Origin of the sequence: Streptomyces sp. NPDC047917, from assembly GCF_043204345.1 — a bacterium.
GTDB classification, from domain to species: domain Bacteria; phylum Actinomycetota; class Actinomycetes; order Streptomycetales; family Streptomycetaceae; genus Streptomyces; species Streptomyces sanglieri.
The window spans coordinates 108,918-130,402 of sequence record NZ_JBIDCA010000001.1; the positions used below are offsets into that span (position 1 = coordinate 108,918).

A 21,485-nucleotide genomic window follows, 5' to 3' on the forward strand; every position below is an offset into this window, starting at 1 on the left:
CTGCGCCGGACCCCCATACGAACATTTGGAAAGCGTGTTGGGGGCAACCCCTCACGAGTTCGAATCTCGTATCCTCCGCCATTGCTCTCACCGGGCAATACGTCGAAGGGCCCCGCAGCTTGCTGCGGGGCCCTTCGACGTTACGTGCGTTGCAGTTGCGGAGATCAGTCGGCGGGAGGCCGCAGGTCCGCCGGGGTCCAGAGCCGTCCGCAGACCTTGGCAGCTGTGTCTTTGAGGACGTGGCTGGTCATGTGTTGGTACCGGCGACGCACCCCGGCCGACTGGCCGGGCTCCCAGCCCATGATCGTGTCCGCTGCGGCCGCGAACCCCGAAGATCACCAAGAGTGCTTGAGCTTCGGAAGCGTAGGTCACCCTCTCTCTTCTGTTTCGTGCACGCTTCACCGTAGGACGCCGCTACACAAGACACGGTTAAGCATCTGGGGCTTGCTTGGCGGGCGGCCTGCAACGGACTAGCTCCGGGGCTCAACAAACCCATCACTCGCAGCAGCGGCCTGGGTGGGCGAGGAGATGCTGTGCGAGACGAATTGAGTTCAGAGCCTACGGGCGCTGATCAGGAGCGTAGTCGGGATGCCTGGCTTGGCAGGGTTGTGGAGTTCCCAGCTACGGCAGAGACGAAAGCCCGCTCTGGCAAGCACAGCTGTCCACTTGGGGACATCAAGCTCCCAACGCGGCAGTGCCCTGCAGGTGCCGTCAGGGAGAGTGAGAAAGCCAGTCTGCGGCAGATGGGAGACCGGCCTGCGGGCTGTTCGGGCAGGGTGCGGTACAGAGAAGACCAACGGCCGGTGGCGGTTCAGACGTGCGTGAATGGCTGGCAGGAGAACGGCCGGGTCGATCAGGCCCACGGCGCCGAACACCGAGTAGACCGCGTCGTAGACGTCGGTTCCGCATCGGAGGAAACGCATCGCATCACAGGTGAGCAGAGTGAGGCGTGAGAGGTGCTCGTAGTAGTTCCGGGCTCGGCGAATCTGGAGGTCGATCACGTCGACGGCGGTGACGTGGGCGCCCTTCTGATCGGCGAGATGCGCAGCGTTATGGCCGGTTCCGCAGCCGAGCTCGAGCACGGTCCTGCGACACAGGTCCCGGCCAAACGCCTCGGTTCCCGGGCCTGTCTGCTGGTGAGTGCCCCACTCGAAGCGAGTGGGCGGGGAAAGCGGTCCGTCATGTTCGCGAGGGGACTGGGCAGCGTAGGCGTGCCAGGGAGAGGTCAGCGTGATCATGAGCGACTCCAGGGACGGCAATGCGCCGTGAATAAAGGTGCGGCGCCTGTGAGGAGGAGGTGGGTCCGCCCGAAGAAGATCGCCTCGGGCGGACCCATAGAGCAGGAGGGGCGGGACTCCGGTTGCGGGACTACCGGTGAGTCCCGCGCGGAGATCAGCCAGCTGCGATCCGGTGGCTGTAAACCTGAGCCAGCCAGCCGCTCTTGAACGCAGTCAGATCGTCGCGGAAAATCGACATCGATGCGCCGTAGGGGGCAACCACACCCCCGGATTGGTCGGGTACCGACTGGCAGCCGTGAACCAGCCGACCGCCCAATGCAGCATGAGCCTTGATCGACTCGATACGGCGGTGCTCATTGAACCAGGCTCCGTGGTAGACCTCGTCGAGCAAGGCAGCAACTTCGTCATCCAGTCCGAAGACCACCGACGTTGCCGCGGGAAAGAACCAGCACGGCCCGACATTCGAGATGTGCCCGTCGAGTTCGACCTTGTTGAGAGCCATGAGCGTCGCGGCCTCGCGGAGCATCCGCAGATGATCGGCCGTGACGCCGGGCAGACCGAGGCCGGTGAGATGTTCCCCGCGGAACAGGTAGCTGTAGACCTCGTGGGCCGTTGAGAGTACCCGTGCCGCGTCCCGGGTGGGAGCCGCGTGGCGCCTGATGAATTCGAGCGCCTTCTGCTCGACCGACCTTTCGGTGGTCTCCTCCACAGAGAGAAGTTCCGACTTCACCAGATCCCAGTCGGCGACGAGCCAGCTATGCGATTCGAATCGGAAGAAGTACTCCGCAGGGTTGATGGTAATCCGGCGACCGTCGACACAGATTCCTGGAAGCCGGTTCCATCCCTGGTCGAAGCCGACCGGAAGTTCTACAAAGATGCTGCCGTCAGCGACGGACATGGTTTCCGTGATGGTCATTTGTTTTCCTTCGTGGTGTGTGAAGCATGGTCGCCCGGAATGCGGTGGGCCAGCCGAGTGGGCCGGAGCGCTCGCCGGGCACGGTGCTATGGGGGCGATTGCCGGGGCGAACTGCGTCCGGCCTGTGGACCCGCCCAGGAATTGGCGGATGCTGCGATGCGTGCGGGCCTGCGGCACCTCCTATCGAATGCATCATTCAAATTCAAAACTTCGTTCCACTGGAGTGGCCTCCAGGGAGCGGATTGGGGTGAACTGTATGGAGGCGAGGTGGCGCGCGGCCCCGAAAAATGGCAACTGGGGCATTCTGTATTTTCTGGTTGCTCTCATGGCCCATGAGAGCAATACGGATCTCTCATGGACTATGAGAGCCACGGAAAACGCGGCCTGCGTAGGAACGGCGAAAGGAGCGGGAAAGAATGAGTGTGGGAGGGGTCGGGATTCCCCGACTGCAGGAGCTGATCTACGTGGAGACGGCCGCCAGGGCGGTGGCGGAGGGAAGCACGTTCGAGCAGATCCGGGTCGCCATTGTGAGACGAGCTGCCCGTCACGCCCTGGAACAGGACACGACAGGTGCATACGATGAGACCAAGTGGCAGGCCAGAGAGGCAGATCCGCGAGAATACGTGCACAACACCGTTGATGCGCTGAAGGAGTTGATGCGACTGGGCTGGATCGAGCGGCACATCTTGCCGTCCACGCGCACGTCCGCAGTGGCCCACAGCTCGGTCACTTTCTCCATGACTCCGGAAGGTCATGAATGGACGGAACTCATCAAGCACAGTGAGTCGGAGGGGTTCAATGCCCTCGCGGGTGCTCTGATTCAGGCTCATCCGCAGTTCGACGGATATCTGCGGTTGGTGGGAGCCCGCCCGGACAGCCAGGATGATCAATTCACCATTCCCCTGCTGCGCAGCGAACGGACGGACGGCGAGGAATATAGAAAATACGACTCCTACCTCGATGCCTTTGTCATGAATGTCGCTGCAGCAGTTCACGAAGGAGGACTGGGCTGGTCGGCACCGGAGCAGGTGATCGACACGGAGCTGCGCACATATGTGTCACAGGCTCTGAGCAGAGCCGCCGCCCGATCCATTCCGGGACAGCAAATGGGGGCTACGCGGGCGCGGAGCGAGCTGAGGACGCCACACACCGTGGCGCAGCCGTCCGCAGCACAGCGCCGCCGACGCCTGGTGACGTTGTGCGAAGAGGCCGCTGTGAGGTTGGCGTTCGGCGCGGCTGGGTGCCGGCTGGACTACATCAGCCATGAAGTGCTGCGCAGATGGACCAGGTTCCTGGGACTCGCCAACTTCAGCTACTACGCACCTGGTCCGTCCTCGCTCCGCCTGTGGGCCACCTCGACGGTGACCGGGTCGGGCCCGGCAACAAGCTTCCGGCGTGCGACCACCCCAGAGGACCACCGCATCGCGATGGATGCCCTACCCCGCATTTGGAAGGCGGAGCGGGGGGCCGCCGGACAGGAGATGTACCGGCCTGTGTGGCGCATCAGAGCGGCGGTCTGCTGGGAACGGCGTATCAGCGACAGCGTCTTCGACGCAGCACTTGCTTCAGCGGCACGCGGCGAGATGCCGGGCTTGGGGTTCAGAGTTCACCTTGATGCGGCGTCGTACGGGCGTACCCCTGGCTCCGCACGCCCACTTGTCCTGCCGATAGGTTCGGGCCGCTGCCGCGTCTACCACGTCATGCGGATCAATGAAGAGAACAGTCCTGATGGGATGAACGCATGACGTACACCGGTGGTCTCGTCTCGCCAGTTCTCTGGATCAAGCGTGAATGGGAGCTTAGACGCAACCCCTTCCCGGCCACCGGAGTGGCCCGTTTCGGAGGAAACGAGGCGCGTGAGAACGGGCTCCTATACGAACCAGATGTACATTCCGAACAATTGAGGCAAGTTGTCGAGAAGTTCGTACTTGGCATGTCTTACAGCGGACTAAAATTCGGATACTTGTGGTCGGAGGGCGTTGTCAACGGTGACTCTGACGCTCGCGGATTTGGCAAGTCTGTTCTCATGCAGCACATGGCTACCAGGATCAATGACGACTTTGGCAAAGAGGTCTATCTGTCGGCCGGGCTGGACGAGGTTGACGCCGCTGAAGTACCGATCTGTTGTCTGCTGACCGGATTCGACACAGTGCAAGTGCGTACGCTTTCGGCCGCTTTCTTTGCTGCAGTGGAGAACGCGATCAAGGTTCGCGCTGCGGACGGGATGACGCTAGCCGGAAGAATCCGGGAAAGAATCGTGGATACCACTGGAATCAGCGACGCAAAGAAGCTAGCCGATGCCGTGTCCGCCGGGCACCGGTCGCTTCTCGGCCGCACCCTCGGGCCGCCTGACGAAAAGCTCATCGCCGCACTGTGCGAGAGTGATTCAACAGCAGCCGAGGAATATGTGACAGGAATTACACCGACAACACGTTCGCGTAGTGGTGCCGTGCAGATGGCTACTTTCCTACTCTTCGCCGCCGCAGCGGGAATGAAGCACGTACTGGTCTTCTGTGACCAGTTGGAGGACTTGGCGAACAGCGGTACAGCGAAGGCTAAGCGTGAGCTGGAAGTTGAGCGATTCCGGGATCTGATTGTCGAGACGATGCCCATGGCCGATATGGTCACCATGGTTGTAACCATGCACCCCAGAGCGGCCATCACCCTCGAAAATCCCTGGCAACTCGCCGACCTGCCGTCGTTCGCACTCACCGAGCAGAACGCGGGAAGCACCGTCAAGCTGCCACCGTTGCGTGATACCGCACAGGCCGCACAACTCTTGCGCCCCTACCTGCGCGCGGAGACCAAGCCGGAGGCGACCCGGGTATGGGGCGACGAACTCTATCCGTTCACCGAGGAGGCGGTGAGCTGCCTGTTCAACCGATCCCTGCGGAAACCACGTGACGTTCTGCGCAAGGCGCACGATGTGTTGGAGGCTATGGCCGGCAGGAACCTGAAACGCATCGATGCCCAGGACGTCATCGACTTCTTCGACGTGACCGATCCCGTTCCGACCGGAATCGGTCGGCCGATCGGTGTCGACTGGACCCGTGAATGACGGTCATCGGGCTCGGGCAAGCCGGTACGACAGTTGGCGGCGGCTCTCCGAGGAACTGTGGCTGGCAGCGTCCGGGGGGCCGGGCGGGTGCAGGCTGTTGCCGTTGGTGTGCGGCTCCGCTCAGCGTGTGGGAGGCCGACGAATGCGCCTGCCGAGGTCCGGCCGGAAGACGGCAGCAGGACCTGCTGTACGCCGTGGCATGCGTGGCCAGCTCACCGAGACCGGTCGACCAGCTGAAAGTCATGGTGGAGCGCAGGTTCAACCGGGACATCCCGGTGACTTCCGCAGTGACAGCGCTGGCGGCCGACCGCAGGTTCTGCTGGGCAGGCGCCGGCCGGTACGGGTTGTTCCGGCACGGCCCGCTCCCCGGCCCGCGCACCCTGGAGCAGGTGACGCGGCTGACCCTCCATTCCTGCTCTGGGTCTTTGCGGATTATACAAATCCATCGCTGGCTGGCCGCATTGGGATACGTCTACAGCCATAGGTCTCTGCTGCGTGCTGTTCGCGCGTCACAGTGGATCGTGAGCAGTGTTGACGAAGAAGTGGCACTGAGGTCGGGTGATTCTGGCCTGCCCCGGCTGAGGGCTGAAATCGCACCGGAATCGGCAGCCCAGGATTGGCAGTTGCTGCGCAACGAAGTAGAGGGACGATTCGCTGTCTTCCGGGCAGAAGATGCCGTTCGCTACTCGCCTTTGTCGGTCCCGCCGTGGACGTCCCACGGGCCGGACTGGAGAATCCGGCGGCCGTGAGATGTCCGGCGTTCCTGGCGTCAATGCACGAGCTGACGCCAGAGGGCAAGCAGCGGGGCTTTCATGCAGTACATGTGCTGACCGGGCTCAAGCCGCCGGTAGCGCTCGACCAGTTGCTCAGCCGCCGCGATGGCGGCAGTTCCTACCTCTGAACGAATCAACTCGTCCCAGGGGAAATCCGAGGTGGGGTCGTGTAGTTCCTCACGCGGGAGGATCCGGCAGGCTGCCCAGTGAATAAGTTCCGGGGCGTACTGCAGCAGGCGCCCATGCCCCCTGGTAGAACGGGAGAGCGGCAGAGCTGTGAGAGCGTCGCGGGCCGCCCTCCGCGCCTCGATGGCGCGTACGATACCGACCGGCTCCATGCCCACGTGGAACAGCGCACGGTAGGCGTCAGAGCCCTGCTCGTTCCAGATCGCTTCGAGGCCTTCAGAGGTGGACGCTGCGTGCGCGAGGTCCGGTCCGTCTCCTGAGATGCACGCCAGAGCCATGGTGACCTCGGCCATTGTGTACTGGATGGCGTGCGGGCCACTGGAGACACCGCGGAGAGGGTTGAAGCTCCCCCGCTCCCAGTTGGCGTCCATCAACCGCGTGATGTTGGGGCAGGACAGCAGACGGTCCTGCGCAGTCCTGTCGTTGACGAACTGGTCGGCTCGGTCGTGCAGCCGACGCGCGCGCGCTCGCTCGGTCTCAGTGAAAACATCGATGCGGAAGACCGACTCTTCGAGCAGATCCATCTGGCATGATTCCATGGCTTCGCCGATGATCCGCAGACGCTGCAGGCCGTCGATGCACTCGACTCCGTTCAACCGCAGTTGTGCCGAGAAGTGAGCTGGTCCGGGTACCGGGCTGACGCTGTCGGCGCCGAGGACGATCGTGCCAACGGCGCCGAAGTCCCGCGGAGCCGTCTTCAGCAATTGCGCCAGAGCAAGCGTGCGACTGCTGTCGTTCAGGTATCCCCGCCTCGCCCGCAGTCGGTGGGGGTCACCTGCTTCGGCAGCTAGCGATACAAGTTCCAGCGCTGGTACCTCAAGTGCCCAATGCCGGGTGAAGGGCACGGCACGCAGGGGGCTTAGACAGATGGAGGGCCCGCCGTAGGACGCGGCCCCAGCGTGAAGCATGACGGTCATAGCCTGTCCAACGTTTGACGGGACGGCGCGTGACGGTCGATTTGCCTATACCTTCCCCTGTTGGTCTCGCCACCGGCGGGTCCGACCCCGTCCGCTCGACCTGCCCACAGCTGGCGTCCGAAGGTTCCGGAGCCGCAATACGCGCAGCCAGGACAAGCTGAACGAAGATGAGAAGGTATCCATGGGAGATACACGCTGCGAGCGATGCGAACTGATCGTCGGAGCGGGCTGTTCCTGGCCACCAAACAGATCCCCACCACGAGTCGCACAACCCGGCTCCGTGTCCCAAGCGATACAGGCCGGCTGGTCGCAGAACACCATCATCATCTCGGAAGCCGAGAACGCCCATTATCCCGGCTGCAACCACCTATCCGACAGCGAGATCCGTGCAGCCAAGTTCGGCTGGGTCACCGACCCCGCCCCGGACGAGTGGCAGCTCATCTCCGAGGAACGTCCGCTCCGAGCCACGTACGGGAACACAGACCGCATCGCCGTACGGCGATGCCAGACCTGCGCCGAGTACTGAGGCATGCCCACACAGCGGACAAGGCTTCTGAGTAGGCCGAACCGCGCAGCTCCATGGTCTCAGTTCTGGTCTCATTCACGTACGTCCGGGACCGTTCACCAGCCCCATCAACCCCGCCTCCACTGCAGGTCAGAACACCCCTGCACACCTCAGACCTCCCGGACGAAGACTTGGAAAGCGTGTTGGGGGCAACCCCTCACGAGTTCGAATCTCGTATCCTCCGCCAGATGGGCCCTGACCTGCGACTACGTAGGTTGGGGCCCTTCCTGTTGGTGCTGCGACTCTCACACCAGACGCTGTTGGCCAAGACGCCCAGGTAACCGGGACTTGGTTAGCGGCCACCAGAGAGGGTCCAACCCATGGCCACCGCAGCCAGGCAGTTCAAGAGCCCCTTGAGGGCACAGGTTCGTGTCTCAGCTCCTGCCAGCACACCCCTGGCCCCTGTTCCCCTCCGTGCCCTCAATGGGCACGGGGATGCCCGTACAGCCCTGATCTCTGAGCTTGAGCTTCACCTGTCCACCACCACCAACCGGAGAGGCAGGCCCTACCAGAGGCGGACAGTGAACGCCTACCGGTTCGCAGCAGTTCAGCTCCACAACTGGATGACTGCCAGCGGAGCGGAAGGGGATTTCACCACCTGTGACACCAGGGTCATGAACCAGTTCTTCCGGTGGTACTACCAGGAGCATGACGTCCCCAAGTCCCAGGACGGCAAGGGCGGTTACACCGGGGGGCACCAATACGGTGCAGAGAAACCTTCGGGCCCTGTTCTCCTACCTGGCTGAGGAGTACGACCACCCGAACCCGTACCTGGATCCCAAGCTCCAGAAGTACGCCACACCTCCTCTGGGGAAGCCCAAGACTCTGTCGTCAGAGTTTGTGGAAGACATGCTCAAGGCGACCGGTAACGGGAACCCCCGGGTGAAGAACTTCCAGAGCATCCGTGATCACGCGATTATGCGCGTGCTCACCGAAGGACTCAGGTCGGAAGAACTCCTCAACCTCCGGGTACAGGACCTGGACCTCACCAATGGAACCCTGGTCGTCATCCCTTTGAAGATGGACAGGAACTCTCTGGATGGCTTCGTCCGCGCTCTGCCGCATCGGGGGCTCTCTCCGTCAGCCTTCGGCGAGCAGGTCCCTGGTTGCGTAGTAGGCGTGCAGTGCGGCCTCGCTGCCGGACCCCAGGGCGGTCATGATCCGTTGGAAGCGGGCGGAGCGCAGGTCGCCGGCCACGATGACGCGGGGGTGCTGTTCGGTCGGCGGGCAGTATCCGTCCGCGCCGCGGACCAGGTCGCCGGGCGGGGCGGTGGGGGCGTTCCCGATGCTGAGGTAGGCGGCGTCCGCCGTGATCGTCTGCCGTTCGCCGTTCCGGCCCATCACTTCCGCCGACACCGGGGCGTCTTCCCTCCAGCTCAGCGTCAGGTGCTCGACGGGGAGGAGCACAACTCCGGCATCTTCGCGGATCTCCTCGATCTTGTACGCGTCGGACTCCGGGTACGCCACGAGCAGGCGGGTGTCGGTGGTCGGGTTGGCGCGCAGGAAGGTGCCGATCGGGCGGTCGCCGCCGAGGACGAGGAGGGTGCGGCCTTCGGCGTCGTCCGCCCCGGCCTGCCAGAGCGGAGGCAGGGTCAGGCCGTCGGGGGCGGTGATCCATGCGATGTCGCGTGGCTGGAGGGGGCCGACGCCGGTGGCGACGACGACGTACCGAGCCGTGAGCCGGGCGCCGGTGTCGACCGTGACGGTCACGTGGTCCTTGCCGGCGTGGAGTTCGGTGACGTGTCGGCCGAGTTCGAGGTGGCACAGCGCCGTGCTCTTCAGCTCCGCGACGATGGAGTCGGCCAGTTCGGGGCCGCTGGTGTAGCCGCCGAGGACGTTGTTCAGGGCCGGGATCCGGTAGAGATTGCGGCACAGCCGGTCCGGCTCGACCAGAATCGAACGCATGCCGACGCTGGCGGCCATGCGGGCGGCGGCGCAGCCGGCCGGACCACCGCCGACGATGATCAAGTCAGCGTCGTGGATGGTGGGTGAACCGGTGCGGGGCGGTGTGTCGGCCATGGGGCAATTCCAGCACCGCCGCCCCGGCGTTCGCAGTGAGCTGACCCAGCACGTGTTCGCTGGAGACAGGTTGGCCAGTTCCGATCAGTCGGCGGGCGACGACGAGCCCGGCTCCGTGATTGTCGGGGCCGGCATCGGTGGCGCAGGCGTCGGTGGCAATCCAGGGGGCGCAGTCGTACTCGAAGGCATCGGTGGCGGACTTCAGAACACAGCGACGAGGTCCGTCCCGGGCGGTTGCCGGAGCCGGTGCCACTGGAAGAAGCGCTCGTAGGGGCTGTCCGGCTGGTTGATGCAGCGGGTGAAGAGCACCGGTCGGCCGGCAGCCGGGCAATGCGTCGAAGAGCGGAGCGGGCGGGCTCGGTCCCGCCGACCGTCGTCCGGGTGGCGGTCGTTATCGGACAAGGTCACCCGAATCGCGGCGGGGGCGGGCGGGGCGGCGTAGAACTCATGGGGTGCGGGCAGGGCGATGCCTCGTACGGGGCGGACGGGGAAGGTGACGGGTGCTGTCGGGCGAGGCATGGCGTGAGCTGCGGGGGCAGGGGGCGATCCGTACCTTCCGTGAGCGCAGCGTGATGTTGCGTCAGGGTTCGCCCGGAACGCATCTGCTCGCCCTCACCGACGGGCTCGCCAAGGTCGTGTGCCGGGAGCCGGGCGGGGTGGTGACCTGGCTGGCGTTCCGGGGGCCGGGTGACCTGCTGGGCGAGGTGTCCGTCTTCCACGGCACCACGCGTACGGCGGAAGTGGTCGCGCTCACCCCCTGCACGGCCGTCGTGCTGGAGGCGGAGCGGTTCCGCCGGTTCATCGAACAGCGCGGGCTCGTCATGGACTTGATGCGCCAGGCCCTGTCCCGGCTCCGGGAGTCCGACGCGCACCGCACCGAGCTGCTGACCCTTCCGCTGGTCGCCCGGCTGGCCCGGACACTGCTCAGGCTGGTCGAACTCACCGCGCCCGGCCGCGGATCGGAGGTCGTACGGCTGACCGGCCTGAGCCAGGAGGAGATCGCCCAGGCGACCGGAGTGACCCGCAACGCGGTCATCACCGGGCTGCAGCGGCTGCGGGAGTCCGGCGCGGTGGAGACCGCCCGCAGGGTGATCGTCGTCAAGGACATGCAGGCGCTGCGCCACTGGGCGGCGGCCGGACCGGTGACGTTGCCGGTGCCTGCCTTCCCGACGCCCCCGGCCCGATGAGCGCACCCATGCTGTGACGTGGGACACCCGCGAACTGCCCTGTGCTGTGCAGTCGGGCGGGCGGAACCGACGGAATCTCGAATCAGCCGGTCACCGGCTCCGTATCCGTCCCGCCGCCCACGAGGAGTTCACGCATGTCCAGGCCCGTTCCCCACCCGTACGCCGAGACGCACACGGCCACGTCCGTTCCCGCCCCGTACGCCGAGACGCACACGGCCACGTCCGTGCCGGCGCCGAACACCGAGAGCCGTCCGCTGCCTCCCTACCGTGCCCTGTTCGCCGTCGACGCCAAGGACTTCACCGGTCTTGCCGCCCTTCAGCACGGCCCGGTGAGCCGGTTGATCCCGGAACTCGTCGACCAGGCGCTGGAGCGGGCGGGGCTCCATGAGCTGCGCGACTCCAAGCGGTTTCCGGCCAACACCGGGGACGGTGTGGTGTTCGGCTTCGATCCGGCGTTGCTGCCCTTCGTCCTCTGGCCGTTCCTGAACGTGCTGGACGACACGCTCGGCGCGTACAACAGGCAGAGCGTCGGTCCCCGCATCCGGCTGCGGGCCAGCGTCCACGTCGGACCGCTGCCGGACGCGGACGGCAACGGCACCGCCCGCAACGACACCCACCGGCTGCTCGACTCCCGCCCGGTCAAGGCCATCCTGACCGCGGCGAGCGAGGAGGTCACCCATCTCGCGGCGGTCATCTCCCAGCGTGTCCACGAGGACGTCGTGCTCGGCGGGTACACCGGGCTGCACCCCGACCGCTGCGTGGAGGTCCCGGCCACCGTGGAGGGGAAGGTATTTGCGCAGCGGGCCTGGCTGTACGTCCCCTCTCCGTCCGGGAACCTCGTGCAGGCCGGGGTGCGGCCCCGGGAGGAAGCCGTGGCGCCGGCCGACGCCTCCGCCGACCGGGAACAGGCCCCGGTGACGTCCCCCAAAACGCAGTACAGCGGCAACACGCAGCACGTGGGCGAGGGCGCCGCCGTGTTGGGTGGGGTCGGAGGAGACTTCACGTACACCGGCCGATCCAACGAGTACCGCGGCACCAACCAGCACTGGGGCAGCGGCGACAACGTGGCGGGCGACAAGCGGACCGGCGGAGCCGGAGACGGCCGGTGAGCGCGGGCGCGGACGACGGTCCCGGCCCTCGCGCACCGGACGGCAGAGACGTTCCCGGCCCTCGCGCACCGGACGGCAGAGACGTTCCCGGCCCTCGCGCACCGGACGGCAGAGACGTTCCCGGCCCTCACGCACCGGACGGCAGAGACGTTCCCGGCCCTCGCGCACCGGACGGCGGAGACGGTCCTGGCCCGGGGGACTCGTCCTACCGTGACAACCGGCAGCGCGTCGATCAGGGTGTGGCGGTCATGGGTGCCATCGGGGGCGATGCCAATGTGTTCATCGGCATCCCTCCCGACGCGGATGTCAGCGACCGCATCGTCAAACCCCGCCTGCGGGAGGGCCCTTACCCCGCGGACGACGTCCGCGCCCGTCTGCGCGGGTTCGTCGAACCGCCCACCCACGCACAGTGCCGGAAAGTGCTGGACGGCCACGTCCTGGTGCTGAGGGCCGGGAGCGGCACGGGGGCGGGCACGGCAGCGTTCGCGCTGTTGACGGAGCGGTACGGGGCCGAGGGCATCACCGGTCTGGACTCGTCCACCGACCTGTCCCGGTGGCAGCCCAAGGAGCGGCGCGGGTATCTGCTCCAAGGGCTTTCCCCGACGGCCGCCGCCACGCTCGGCGAGGTCCGGATCACCGCACTGGGCTCGCTGCTGCGCGACGCGGGCGCCCATCTGGTCGTGACCGTACGCGTGGAGACGGCGCTGCCCCGTGACACGGTGCCCCGGCAGGTCACGCACCGCCCGCCGCCGCCCGCCGAGGTGGCCGCGAAACACCTGGCCGCCATGGCCGAGGAGGGTGAACTCACCTCCGGCCAGGAGGCCGACGCGCTGCGGCACCTCGCCTCGCCGGCCTTCGTCGGCTACCTGGACGCCCACTCGCTGCCGGGGGACGGTGTCGCGGTGGCGGAAGGGCTGCGCGGTCTCGTCCTGACGGGCGGGTCCGCCGAGACCCTGCTCGACGACCTGCGGACCGGCAGCCCCGCCGCGGCCCGAGCGGCGCTCGCGGAGGCCCGCCACCGGGCGGACCGGATCTCGCTGATGGCGGCGATCTCGTTGCTGCCCGGGCAGGACCGTACGGTCGTCGAGCGGTACAGCGCGGTGCTGCGCCCCCACCTCGACGGTCGTGGCCGTCCCGGGCCGGAGCACACCGGTGCCCAGGGGCCGCCCGGGGAGCCGTCGGCAGGGCACGACGTGCTCGGACCGGCCTTCGAGGACCGGCTGGCGGCCGTCGGCGCGCGTCTGCTGCCGCCCCGGTTCGAAGCGACGCCGCGCTATCCGGTCCAGCCGGTCGACTTCTCCGGCCGGCACCGGTCCGACTCCCTGCTCCGGTCCCTGTGGCTGGAGTACGAAGGCATGGCGGAGCTGCTGTGGAAGAGCCTGGACGAGGTTTCCCACCACCCCGGCATCGAACTCGCGGCGGGCGAGCGGATCGGAAGGGTGCTGGCCCACGCCACCGGACCGGACACCCTGCGCCAGCTGTACCCGTTCGCCGCGTCGGACAAGCGCTGGCGCCGCCGTCTGGTGGCCTACGCACTCGGTGAGATGGTCCAGCACCCCACCCTCACCGGAGCGGTCCGGGAGCAGTTGCGGCAGTGGAGCGGGGCCGCCCCCGTGCCTCTCCGCTGCACCGTGGCCGAGACCTGTGCGGGCAGCTACGGCCTGGCCCGCCCCGCCGCCGCGCTGAAGCTCCTGGACAACGTGCTCGACGGGCCGGACAAGTCGCTGGAAGGCCCGTTGCGCACCGCGGTGTCCTTCGCGCTCAGCGCCCTTCTCTCCGAGGACACCAACCATGTTCCCGTCCTGGACCTGCTCCGGGCATGGCAGACGGCCGATCCGGGCACCCGGCGCCACGACCTGGCCGTGTACGCCGTCGAATCGATGAGCCGGGCGTCGTTCCCCCGGTCCGGCGCTCCGGGCGAACGGCGGGTGCGGCTCGCCGATCTGCTCGCCGAGCACCCGGATCGGGCCCGCGGTCTCGTGGTCACGGCCCTGGACGACCCCGCCACCCACGAAGCGATGGCGGACGGCCTGTTCCTGATCGAGGGCGACCGGGAACTACGGCGGCGGACCGGCTTCCCACATCTCCTCGCCGCGCTCGCCGCGATGGCCCAGAACCACCGCGGCGTCCTGCGCTACGTCCTGCGCCGCCACCGCTCCCGTACGGCCTCCTCGACGGAAAGGCACGCGTCATGACCGGCCCGCTCATCTCCCCGCTGGACTCCTCGGCAGCCTGGCAGTTGTTCCGTCTGCGCTTCGGTGCCCCGGAGGGCCGGGCCCTGGTGTTCCTCGCGCACGACGGGCGGGACGCGATGGTGCCGCCCCGGGAGGGCGACTACTGGGGCTATCCGCGGCCCACCCGGCACGAGGTGCGTGAGGGCGACTTCTTCGACGTCGTGTGGGTCTCGCTCGCGGATCGGCGGCTCTCGGTCGACATCCCGCGCCGGCCGCCGAAACCCCCGGCCCGCTACGGAGTCGTCTGGAAGATCAGCAATCCGGTCGTCGCGGCGAGGGAACAGCTCACCGAGGAACAGGCCGGGCAGCTGGTCGTCGCTCACATCAACGAGAACGCCACCCTGCCCGGCGCCGCCGACCCGTTGCGGTCGCCGCCACCCCACCTCGGTACGACCGAGGTGGTGCCGCCCGGCCGTCCGCAGGTGATCGACGGCTCCGGCATCACGTACTGGTTCCTGGACCCGCCGGCCGCGCTCCGGCCGACGCCCGGCACCGGCGCGGGGCCGACGCTTCCGCCCGGCTTCGGCGAGGCCCACCGCGAGGCGTACCGCTTCTACCGGGAGGTCGTCGCGGGCGGTCCGGTCGGGCTGGCGGCCTTCTGGCTGCTGCAGCAGCCGGAGCAGGCGAGGGACGTGCTCGACTGGACGGTGAACCACCGCAGCCTCCTCTCCGGCCAGGACAGCTGGGAGAACACCCTCGCGGCGGCGCTCCGGTCGCTGACTCCGGAGGACCGGAGCTTCGTCGGCGCCAACATGGCTCGCGTCCTCAGCGATGTGGGGGTGCCGCAGGGTGACGAGGTTCTGCGCCGGATCAGCGGCGCCGATGACGCCGGGGAGCACCGCCCGGACTTCTCCTGAACGGCCTGCTCCCACCGGGCAGTACGCCGAAGGGCCCCGCAGTTCGCTGCGGGGCCCTTCGGCGTCCGTGGTCCTCGGTGGGGTTCAGCGGCACAGGGCGGTGTCCACGGCGCGTTCGAGGGTGCGCCGGCTCGCCTCGTCGTCGAGCTGCGTGGTGACCGCGACACTGGCGGCGCGGCCGTCGTCGGTGGCGCCGCTCCGGGTCTCGTATCCGGGGAAGCTGCCGCCGTGGCCCCAGGAGAGGCCGCCGCACGGCAGCGGTCTGCTGACGAGGCCGAGTCCGTAGCGGGCGCCGGGGCCGAAGGTCGCTTCGGCGGGGACGGTGGAGCGCATCTGGGCAAGCTGGGCCGGGGGCAGGAGGCGGCCGGCCAGGAGCGCGCCGAAGAAGCGGTTGAGGTCGGAGTCGGTGGAGATCAACTGGCCTGCCGCCCAGCCCCACGAGGGGTCGATCTCCGTGATGTCGCGCAGCGGTCCGTCCGCCGTTTCCCGGTAGTAGCCGTGGGGGTGGGGCTCCCGGATGCTCGCGTCACCGGGGGCCGGGAAGTAGGTGTGGCGCAGCCCTACGCACTTGATGATGCGCCGGTCGATCTCCTCGGCCAGGGGGTGGCCGGTGACCTTCTGGACGATCAGGCCGGCCACGACGTAGTTCGTGTTGCTGTACGCCCATTTCTTCCCGGGGGCGAAGTCGGCCGGGTGCCGGAGGGCGGTGGCGAGCAGTTCACGGGGGGTGTAGTAACGGACGTCGTCCCCGAGGTAGTTGGTGTAGTTTGGGAGTCCGCTGGTCTGCTGGAGGAGCTGGCGGACGGTGATGCGGCGTCCGTCGATCCGCTTCCCCCGGACGAGACCCGGCAGGTAGGTGTCGACGTCGGCGTCCAGGGCGATCTTCCCTTCACCGACCAGTTGCAGCACCACGACCGCCGTGAACGACTTGGTGTTGCTCCCGATCCGCACCTGCCCGTCCACGGGCACCGGCGCGTGGGTGGCCAGGTCGCCGACTCCCGCGGTGTAGGTGCGGGTGCGGCCGTCACGACCCTTGACGCTCGCCAGCGCGGCGGGCATTCCGCCCTCGCGCACCAGCGCGTTCAGGCTCTGCCGGACGACGTCCGGACCGACGGAGGGGGAGGGGAAGGGGGAGGGGAAGGCGGAGGAGGAGAGGGAGGCGGCGTCCGGGCTGGTTGCCGAGGCGGGTGGGGCTAGGGCGGCCAGGGTCATGACTCCGAGGGCCATCGCGGCCGCGGCGGACAGGGTCTTTCGCCGGGTGTCCGGACGACGGCCCTGCTTGCGGCCTTGCTCACGGCCTTGCTCGCGGACCGGTTCGCGGACCGGTTCGCGAAGCCCTTGTCGTGTCTGCCCACGCATGATTCAACTCCTGGGGATATTTGGATCGTTGGGGCTTTGGTGTGTTGGGGGGTGAGGCGTTGGGCGTTGGGGCGTTGAGGTGTTGTTCGAGGGGGGTGGGTTGTGGGTGTGGGGTGGCAATGTGCGTGGTTCATCCGCACAGGGCGCTGTCCACGGCGTCCTTCACGTGCTGCACGGCCGTCTCGTCCGTCGGGATGCTGGTGACCGTGACGTTGACGGCGCGGCCTTCGTCGGTGACGCCGCCCCGGGTCTCGTAACCCGGGATGTCGCCGCCGTGGCCCCAGTAGACGCCGCCGCACGACAGCGGCCTGCTCGTGAGCCCCAGTCCGTAGCGCAGCCCGGAGTCACCGGCGGGGACGGTCGTGCGCATCTCGGCGAGCTGGGCCGCCGGGAGGAGGCGGCCGGCCAGGAGTGCGCCGAAGAAGCGGTTGAGGTCGGAGTCGGTGGAGATCAGCTGGCCTGCCGCCCAGCCCGCGGAGGGATCGATCTCCGTGAAGTCGCGCAGCGGTCCGTCCGCCGGGTTGCGGTGGTAGCCATGGGGGTGCGGCTCCCGGATGGTCTTGTCGCCGGGGGCGGGGAAGTAGGTGTGGCGGAGCCCGACGCGCTTGATGATGCGCCGGTCGATCTCCTCGGCCAGGGGGCGGCCGGTGACCTTCTGGACTATCAGGCCGGCCAGGAGGTAGTTGGTGTTGCTGTATCCCCACGTCTTGCCCGGAGCCGCGTCGGCCTTGTACCGGAGGGCGATGTCGAGCAGTTCGCGCGGCTCGAAGTACCGGTCCCTGAGCTCGTCGTCGTCGATGTGCATGCCGTAATCGGGGAGTCCGCTGGTGTGCTGGAGGAGCTGGCGGACGGTGATGCGGCGCCCGTCGATCCCCCTACCCCGGACGAGACCGGGCAGGTAGGTGTCGACGTCGGCGCCGAGGGCGATCTTCCCTTCGCCGACCAGTTGCAGCACCACGACCGCCGTGAACGACTTGGTGTTGCTCCCGATCCGCACCTGCCCGCCCCTGGGCACCTTCGAGCCGGTGGCCAGGTCGCCGACTCCCGCGGTATAGGTGCGGGTGCGGCCGTCACGGCCCTTGACGTTCGCCGTCGCGGCGGGCATTCCGTCGTCGCGCACCAACGTGTTCAGGGCCTGCTGGACGGCGTCCGGCCGGGCGACGGCGGCCGCAGCGGAGACGGAGGAGGCAGCGGAGGCAGCGGAAGAGTCGGGTGGGGTGAGGGCGGCCAGCGTCATGACGCCGATAGCCGTCGCGGCCGCGGCCGATACGGTTCGTCGCCGCCTGCCGCCCTGCTGCCGGGTCGAGGATCGGGGGCCCTGCTGGGTCCGAGTACGCATGAGTCAACTCCTGGGCCGGGGACATCGTTTGGTCGGGGCACGATCTTGGCTTCCGGGGCCCCTCGACCACATCGCGGCAAGGCGGGAGATATCGCTCCCCCGATCGGGGGAGGCCACCGGTGGGCCGCCCGGTGATACTGGCGCCCATGATCAGGGGAATCGGGCCGCTGCTGCGCGGCTCCACGTATTCGGGTGTGCTGTTCGCCTACTGCGGCGCGCTGGCGAGCCTTCCGCTGCTGCCCTTCGCCCTGCTGCCCGCGGTGTTGTGGTCGTCCGGGCCCGAGAGTGTGCGGATCGTCCTGGTCCTGCTCGTCTGGGCGGTACTGGTCGGCTCGGCCGGACTGGTGCGCCCCGTGCGGCGGGCGCTGGTCGCATCCGCCCGCCGGCTGCTGCGGGTACCGCTGCCGGATCCGGTGGCCGGCGGCCGGGTCTCCGGTTCACCCGGCCTCGACCGCTGGCGGACCCCGCTCTGGCTGGTGCTGCACGCGGCCGTCGGGTGGATGGGGGTGATGGCCGGCGGAACGCTGTTCATCATGGGCATCGCACTGCCGGGGAACTGGATCGGCGGCGAGGCGCGGCTGAGCCTGTTCGGTTCGTCGCTCCAGGCCACGGGCGTGTGGAGCTGGGTGGTGGGAGCAGTGTTCATCGTGCTGGCGGTGACCATCTGCGTACTGGTGGCGAAGCTCCTGCGGTGGTCCGCGCCGCGGCTGCTGGGGCCGTCGGCGGCCGAACGGCTCGCGCTGGCCGCCGAGCGGGAGATGCTGCTGGCCGAACGCAACCGGATCGCCCACGAGTTGCACGACTCGATCGGCCACACACTGACGGCGGCCACCATCCAGGCTGCGGTGGCGGGCGAGATGCTCGCCGCCGACCCGGTGGCGGCGCGGGCCGCGATGCGCAGCATCGAGGAGTCGACGCGGGCGGCGCTGGAGGATCTGGACTACGTACTCGGAGTGCTGCGCGAGGAAGAGTCGGGGACGGCGCCCACCCGGACCCTGGCCGACCTCCCCGGGCTGCTGGACCGTCTGCGGCACGCGGGTGCGGTGGTGGAACCGGAGCTGTCGGGCGATCTGGCGAAGGTACAGGGGACGCTGTCCCGGGCTGCCTACCGGATCCTCCAGGAGGGGCTGACGAACGCCCTGCGCCACGGGGCGGGCGGCCCGATCGGCATCGAGGTGGTGGCCGGGCCCGACGCGCTGGACCTCACGGTGGTCAACCGGACCGAAGCACGTACGGACCCGGGCGCGCGCCCGGGGGCCTTCCCGACCTCCGGCCACGGTCTGTCCGGACTGGCCGAACGCGTCCGGCTGCTGCACGGTGAGTTCCGGTCCGGCCCGGACGGTACGCAGCACTGGCGGCTGGCCGTCCGGCTCCCGGTGCGGGCGTCGGCGTGAGTACGTCGGGCGTGAGTACGTCGGGCGCGGGCACGTCGGGCGCGGGCACGTCCGGCGCGGGCACGTCCGGCGTGGGCGTCGGCGTGAGCACGTCGGGCACGGGCGAGGACACGGCCCCGGTCCTCCCCGCCGTCACCGAACCCGCTGTCAGCCTCCTGATCGCCGACGACGACGAGGTGACCCGCAGCGGCCTGGGCATGTTGCTCTCCGCGCAGCCGGGGATCACGGTGGTCGGCGAGGCCGCCGACGGCGTCGAGGCGGTCGAACGGGCGCGGAGCCTGCGGCCGGACGTCGTCCTGATGGACGTCCGGATGCCGCGGTGCAACGGGATCGAGGCCACCCGCCAACTGCTGGCCGAAGCGGCCGACCCGCCGAAGGTCGTGGTGATCACCACCTTCGAGAACGACGGCTACGTCACCGCCGCCCTCAGCGCGGGCGCCAGCGGCTTCGTCCTCAAGCGCCTCCCGGTCCGCCGGATCGCCGAGGCGGTCCGGGTCGTGGCGGCGGGCGAAGCGGTCCTCTTCCCGGCCGCACTGGGCCGCATGGTCGCCGCCCGTCCGCTGGGCTCCGCCGAGGCCCTGCCGCAGGCCGACCTGACCGGGCGGGAGGAGCAGGTGCTGCGCCTGATGTCCACCGGGCTGTCCAATCCGGAGATCGCGGAGTCCCTCACGGTGAGCCTGGAGACGGTCAAGACCCACGTCGGAAACGTACTGACCAAGCTCGGCGCGCAGAACCGGACCCACGCGGTGGTGATCGCGTACGAGTCCGGCCTGATGGTCCCCGGCTTCACGGGCTGAGTGGCTGTGGCGGCTGAGCGACCGAGCGGCCGTGGCGACTGCGACGACTGTGACAGCCGTGACAGCTGCGACGGCTGCGACGGCTGCGACGGCTGTCGGTCAGGTTTCCGCCGACGGTCTGGTTTACTCGGCTCTTCGCTGACGGTCTGGTTTCCACGGCGTCTTTTCCACGGCGTCTTTTCCACGGCGTGATCACGCGGTCGTGGGGGCACACATGCAGTCCCCGGTAGTCCTTCTCGGTACTGGGGCTTCCAACCGTCGCTGAAAGCTCCGGATCCGGAGGAGCTGCCGGGGGCCTGGCCAGAGCCGACGAGGGGGTCACTCGGGTCGGCGGGACGTCTCCGCCGGCGGTGCGGCTCGCTCTGGTTTTCTGGTGTATTGACGATTCTCCTCCCAATTTCTCGCTGGTCAAGAGGTTTGATAACTCTTTCTCCGGTATGCCCTGATGCCGGTGATCAGGGGCTTCCGGCACCACCCGCTCCGGCGGCGCACCCCGCTCCGGAGCCGTGTGATCACCGTCACCCGATCTCTTCGGATTCCGTGTCGTCCGGATGAGGGGTGCCGGGCGTATGCCGGATGAGACCGAGGAGATCCAGGAGTTGTTTGTTGACCGTCGAGGAGTTCGAAGAGTTCTACGCGCTGACGGCTGCCCGGCTGACGGGGCAGTTGTTCGTGATGCTCGGCGACCAGCACGAAGCGCAGGACGTGGTGCAGGAAGCTTTCGTCAAAGGGTGGAGCCGGCGGCGTCAACTCGACCGCGACGGGCAGCCCGAGGCATGGATCCGTACGGTCGCCTGGCGGCTGGCGGTGAGCCGGTGGCGGGGACGGCGGCGGGCGGCCGACGCCTGGCAGCGCAGTGGCGCGCCGCCCCATACCGAGGCACCGGGGCCGGAGACGGTGGCGCTGGTGGGGGCGTTGCGGGAGTTGCCGGCCAAACAGCGTCGCACGCTGGCGCTGCACTACGTCTGTGATCTGACCGTCGAACAGATCGCCGCGGAGACCGGCCTGGCGGCCAGCACCGTCAAGACACATCTGGCCAGGGGCCGGACCACGCTCTCGCACCGTCTGCAGGATCCGCGTACCGAGGAGGGGCCCTGTGTCTGAACCCCGAGACCCGTTGGGGTCCTTGTTCAAGGAAGCCGCGGCGGTCGGTCAGTCGCGCGCGCGTTCCGCGCCGCCGTCGTACATCGCCGAGCGCGGCGAACGCCTGCGCAGGCGGCGGATGGTCGCGATGGCCGTGGGGGCCTGTCTGGTCTTCTCCGGTACGGGTGCGGCCGTGGCCACGCTCCTGCCGGACAGCAGGAGCACCACCGTGCCCGCCACCACCCCGTCGCCCGTTCCGTCGCCCCGGATCTCACCCTCGCCGGCCACGTCCTCGTCGTCCACGCCGTCGCCCGGTTCGCCCAGGACCAGCCTGCCGCCCATGCATACGCCCTCCTCCAGCGAGAGCGAGAGCGAGAGCCCCTCCGGGGCGTACACCGCGCCCAGCCGGAGCCTCACTCTGCCGCCTCCCTGATCCGGGTGAGGCCGATGAGCT

At 68.3% G+C, this 21,485-nt stretch carries 17 protein-coding genes; 10 read left to right on the forward strand and 7 right to left on the reverse strand.

The window, feature by feature from the left end:
• Positions 1–551: 551 nt before the first annotated feature.
• Positions 552–1,238, reverse strand: a complete 687-nt coding sequence (locus ACGF8B_RS00450; RefSeq protein ID WP_392733428.1) for a class I SAM-dependent methyltransferase — start codon at positions 1,236–1,238, stop codon at positions 552–554.
• Positions 1,239–1,392: 154 nt separating this feature from the next.
• Positions 1,393–2,154, reverse strand: coding sequence for a hypothetical protein (locus ACGF8B_RS00455; protein ID WP_392733430.1), 762 nt, complete (start codon positions 2,152–2,154; stop codon positions 1,393–1,395).
• 416 nt (positions 2,155–2,570) lie between these two features.
• Between ACGF8B_RS00455 and ACGF8B_RS00460 the strand changes: the two genes are divergently transcribed.
• Positions 2,571–3,899 (forward strand): hypothetical protein, encoded by a 1,329-nt coding sequence (locus ACGF8B_RS00460; RefSeq protein ID WP_392733431.1) that lies wholly within the window; start codon positions 2,571–2,573, stop codon positions 3,897–3,899.
• Positions 3,900–4,189: 290 nt separating this feature from the next.
• Positions 4,190–5,212, forward strand: coding sequence for a hypothetical protein (locus ACGF8B_RS00465; RefSeq protein WP_392733433.1), 1,023 nt, complete (start codon positions 4,190–4,192; stop codon positions 5,210–5,212).
• A 769-nt stretch (positions 5,213–5,981) separates the two neighbouring features.
• Here the strand turns inward: ACGF8B_RS00465 and ACGF8B_RS00470 are convergent.
• On the reverse strand, positions 5,982–6,875 hold the full coding sequence (locus ACGF8B_RS00470) for a hypothetical protein (protein ID WP_392733435.1): 894 nt from the start codon (positions 6,873–6,875) through the stop codon (positions 5,982–5,984).
• A 493-nt stretch (positions 6,876–7,368) separates the two neighbouring features.
• On the opposite strand from ACGF8B_RS00470, the gene ACGF8B_RS00475 reads away from it, so the two are divergent.
• Entirely contained in the window at positions 7,369–7,614 is a 246-nt protein-coding gene (locus ACGF8B_RS00475; RefSeq protein ID WP_392733437.1) for a hypothetical protein, read from the forward strand.
• A 1,119-nt stretch (positions 7,615–8,733) separates the two neighbouring features.
• Here ACGF8B_RS00475 and ACGF8B_RS00480 read toward each other — a convergent pair.
• Positions 8,734–9,672 carry an FAD-dependent oxidoreductase gene (locus ACGF8B_RS00480; protein ID WP_392733439.1) on the reverse strand — a complete coding sequence of 313 codons (939 nt, stop codon included), beginning with the start codon at positions 9,670–9,672 and terminating at the stop codon, positions 8,734–8,736.
• Positions 9,673–10,172: 500 nt separating this feature from the next.
• Between ACGF8B_RS00480 and ACGF8B_RS00485 the strand changes: the two genes are divergently transcribed.
• The 4 genes from ACGF8B_RS00485 to ACGF8B_RS00500 all read left to right on the forward strand — a co-directional run bounded on the left by ACGF8B_RS00485 (position 10,173) and on the right by ACGF8B_RS00500 (position 15,059).
• The gene (locus tag ACGF8B_RS00485; protein WP_392733441.1) at positions 10,173–10,859 is read left to right on the forward strand and encodes a Crp/Fnr family transcriptional regulator; all 687 of its coding nucleotides are present in this window, start codon (positions 10,173–10,175) and stop codon (positions 10,857–10,859) included.
• 224 nt (positions 10,860–11,083) lie between these two features.
• A complete protein-coding gene (locus ACGF8B_RS00490) occupies positions 11,084–11,968 on the forward strand; it encodes a hypothetical protein (protein ID WP_392734416.1) in 885 nt (294 codons plus the stop codon).
• A gap of 248 nt (positions 11,969–12,216) precedes the next feature.
• Entirely contained in the window at positions 12,217–14,163 is a 1,947-nt protein-coding gene (locus tag ACGF8B_RS00495) for a hypothetical protein (protein ID WP_392733443.1), read from the forward strand.
• Positions 14,160–15,059 carry a hypothetical protein gene (locus ACGF8B_RS00500; RefSeq protein ID WP_392733445.1) on the forward strand — a complete coding sequence of 300 codons (900 nt, stop codon included), beginning with the start codon at positions 14,160–14,162 and terminating at the stop codon, positions 15,057–15,059. Before ACGF8B_RS00495 ends, ACGF8B_RS00500 begins: the two co-directional genes overlap by 4 nt.
• A gap of 84 nt (positions 15,060–15,143) precedes the next feature.
• Here ACGF8B_RS00500 and ACGF8B_RS00505 read toward each other — a convergent pair whose 3' ends face one another.
• The gene (locus ACGF8B_RS00505; RefSeq protein ID WP_392733447.1) at positions 15,144–16,418 is read right to left on the reverse strand and encodes a serine hydrolase domain-containing protein; all 1,275 of its coding nucleotides are present in this window, start codon (positions 16,416–16,418) and stop codon (positions 15,144–15,146) included.
• A 130-nt stretch (positions 16,419–16,548) separates the two neighbouring features.
• Positions 16,549–17,757: a serine hydrolase domain-containing protein gene (locus tag ACGF8B_RS00510; RefSeq protein WP_392733449.1), complete on the reverse strand. Its 1,209-nt coding sequence runs from the start codon at positions 17,755–17,757 to the stop codon at positions 16,549–16,551.
• 146 nt (positions 17,758–17,903) lie between these two features.
• Here ACGF8B_RS00510 and ACGF8B_RS00515 point away from each other — a divergent pair, with 146 nt between their 5' ends.
• From ACGF8B_RS00515 to ACGF8B_RS00525, 3 genes are all read left to right on the forward strand, one after another.
• Positions 17,904–19,151 (forward strand): sensor histidine kinase, encoded by a 1,248-nt coding sequence (locus ACGF8B_RS00515; protein ID WP_392733451.1) that lies wholly within the window; start codon positions 17,904–17,906, stop codon positions 19,149–19,151.
• 83 nt (positions 19,152–19,234) lie between these two features.
• A complete protein-coding gene (locus ACGF8B_RS00520; RefSeq protein ID WP_392734419.1) occupies positions 19,235–19,948 on the forward strand; it encodes a response regulator in 714 nt (237 codons plus the stop codon).
• A 576-nt stretch (positions 19,949–20,524) separates the two neighbouring features.
• The gene (locus tag ACGF8B_RS00525; protein ID WP_392733453.1) at positions 20,525–21,052 is read left to right on the forward strand and encodes a SigE family RNA polymerase sigma factor; all 528 of its coding nucleotides are present in this window, start codon (positions 20,525–20,527) and stop codon (positions 21,050–21,052) included.
• Positions 21,053–21,100: 48 nt separating this feature from the next.
• Here the strand turns inward: ACGF8B_RS00525 and ACGF8B_RS00530 are convergent, their stop codons facing one another.
• Positions 21,101–21,448: a hypothetical protein gene (locus ACGF8B_RS00530; protein WP_392733455.1), complete on the reverse strand. Its 348-nt coding sequence runs from the start codon at positions 21,446–21,448 to the stop codon at positions 21,101–21,103.
• Between the last annotated feature and the right edge of the window lie 37 nt (positions 21,449–21,485).

Coding starts and splice junctions, on each gene's coding strand:
- ACGF8B_RS00450 (WP_392733428.1), bottom strand. CDS start 1,238: ATGATCACGCTGACCTCTCCCTGGCACGCCTACGCTGCCCAGTCCCCT.
- ACGF8B_RS00455 (WP_392733430.1), bottom strand. CDS start 2,154: ATGACCATCACGGAAACCATGTCCGTCGCTGACGGCAGCATCTTTGTA.
- ACGF8B_RS00460 (WP_392733431.1), top strand. CDS start 2,571: ATGAGTGTGGGAGGGGTCGGGATTCCCCGACTGCAGGAGCTGATCTAC.
- ACGF8B_RS00465 (WP_392733433.1), top strand. CDS start 4,190: ATGGCTACCAGGATCAATGACGACTTTGGCAAAGAGGTCTATCTGTCG.
- ACGF8B_RS00480 (WP_392733439.1), bottom strand. CDS start 9,672: ATGGCCGACACACCGCCCCGCACCGGTTCACCCACCATCCACGACGCT.
- ACGF8B_RS00495 (WP_392733443.1), top strand. CDS start 12,217: ATGGGTGCCATCGGGGGCGATGCCAATGTGTTCATCGGCATCCCTCCC.
- ACGF8B_RS00500 (WP_392733445.1), top strand. CDS start 14,160: ATGACCGGCCCGCTCATCTCCCCGCTGGACTCCTCGGCAGCCTGGCAG.
- ACGF8B_RS00505 (WP_392733447.1), bottom strand. CDS start 16,418: ATGCGTGGGCAGACACGACAAGGGCTTCGCGAACCGGTCCGCGAACCG.
- ACGF8B_RS00510 (WP_392733449.1), bottom strand. CDS start 17,757: ATGCGTACTCGGACCCAGCAGGGCCCCCGATCCTCGACCCGGCAGCAG.
- ACGF8B_RS00515 (WP_392733451.1), top strand. CDS start 17,904: ATGATCAGGGGAATCGGGCCGCTGCTGCGCGGCTCCACGTATTCGGGT.
- ACGF8B_RS00525 (WP_392733453.1), top strand. CDS start 20,525: ATGAGACCGAGGAGATCCAGGAGTTGTTTGTTGACCGTCGAGGAGTTC.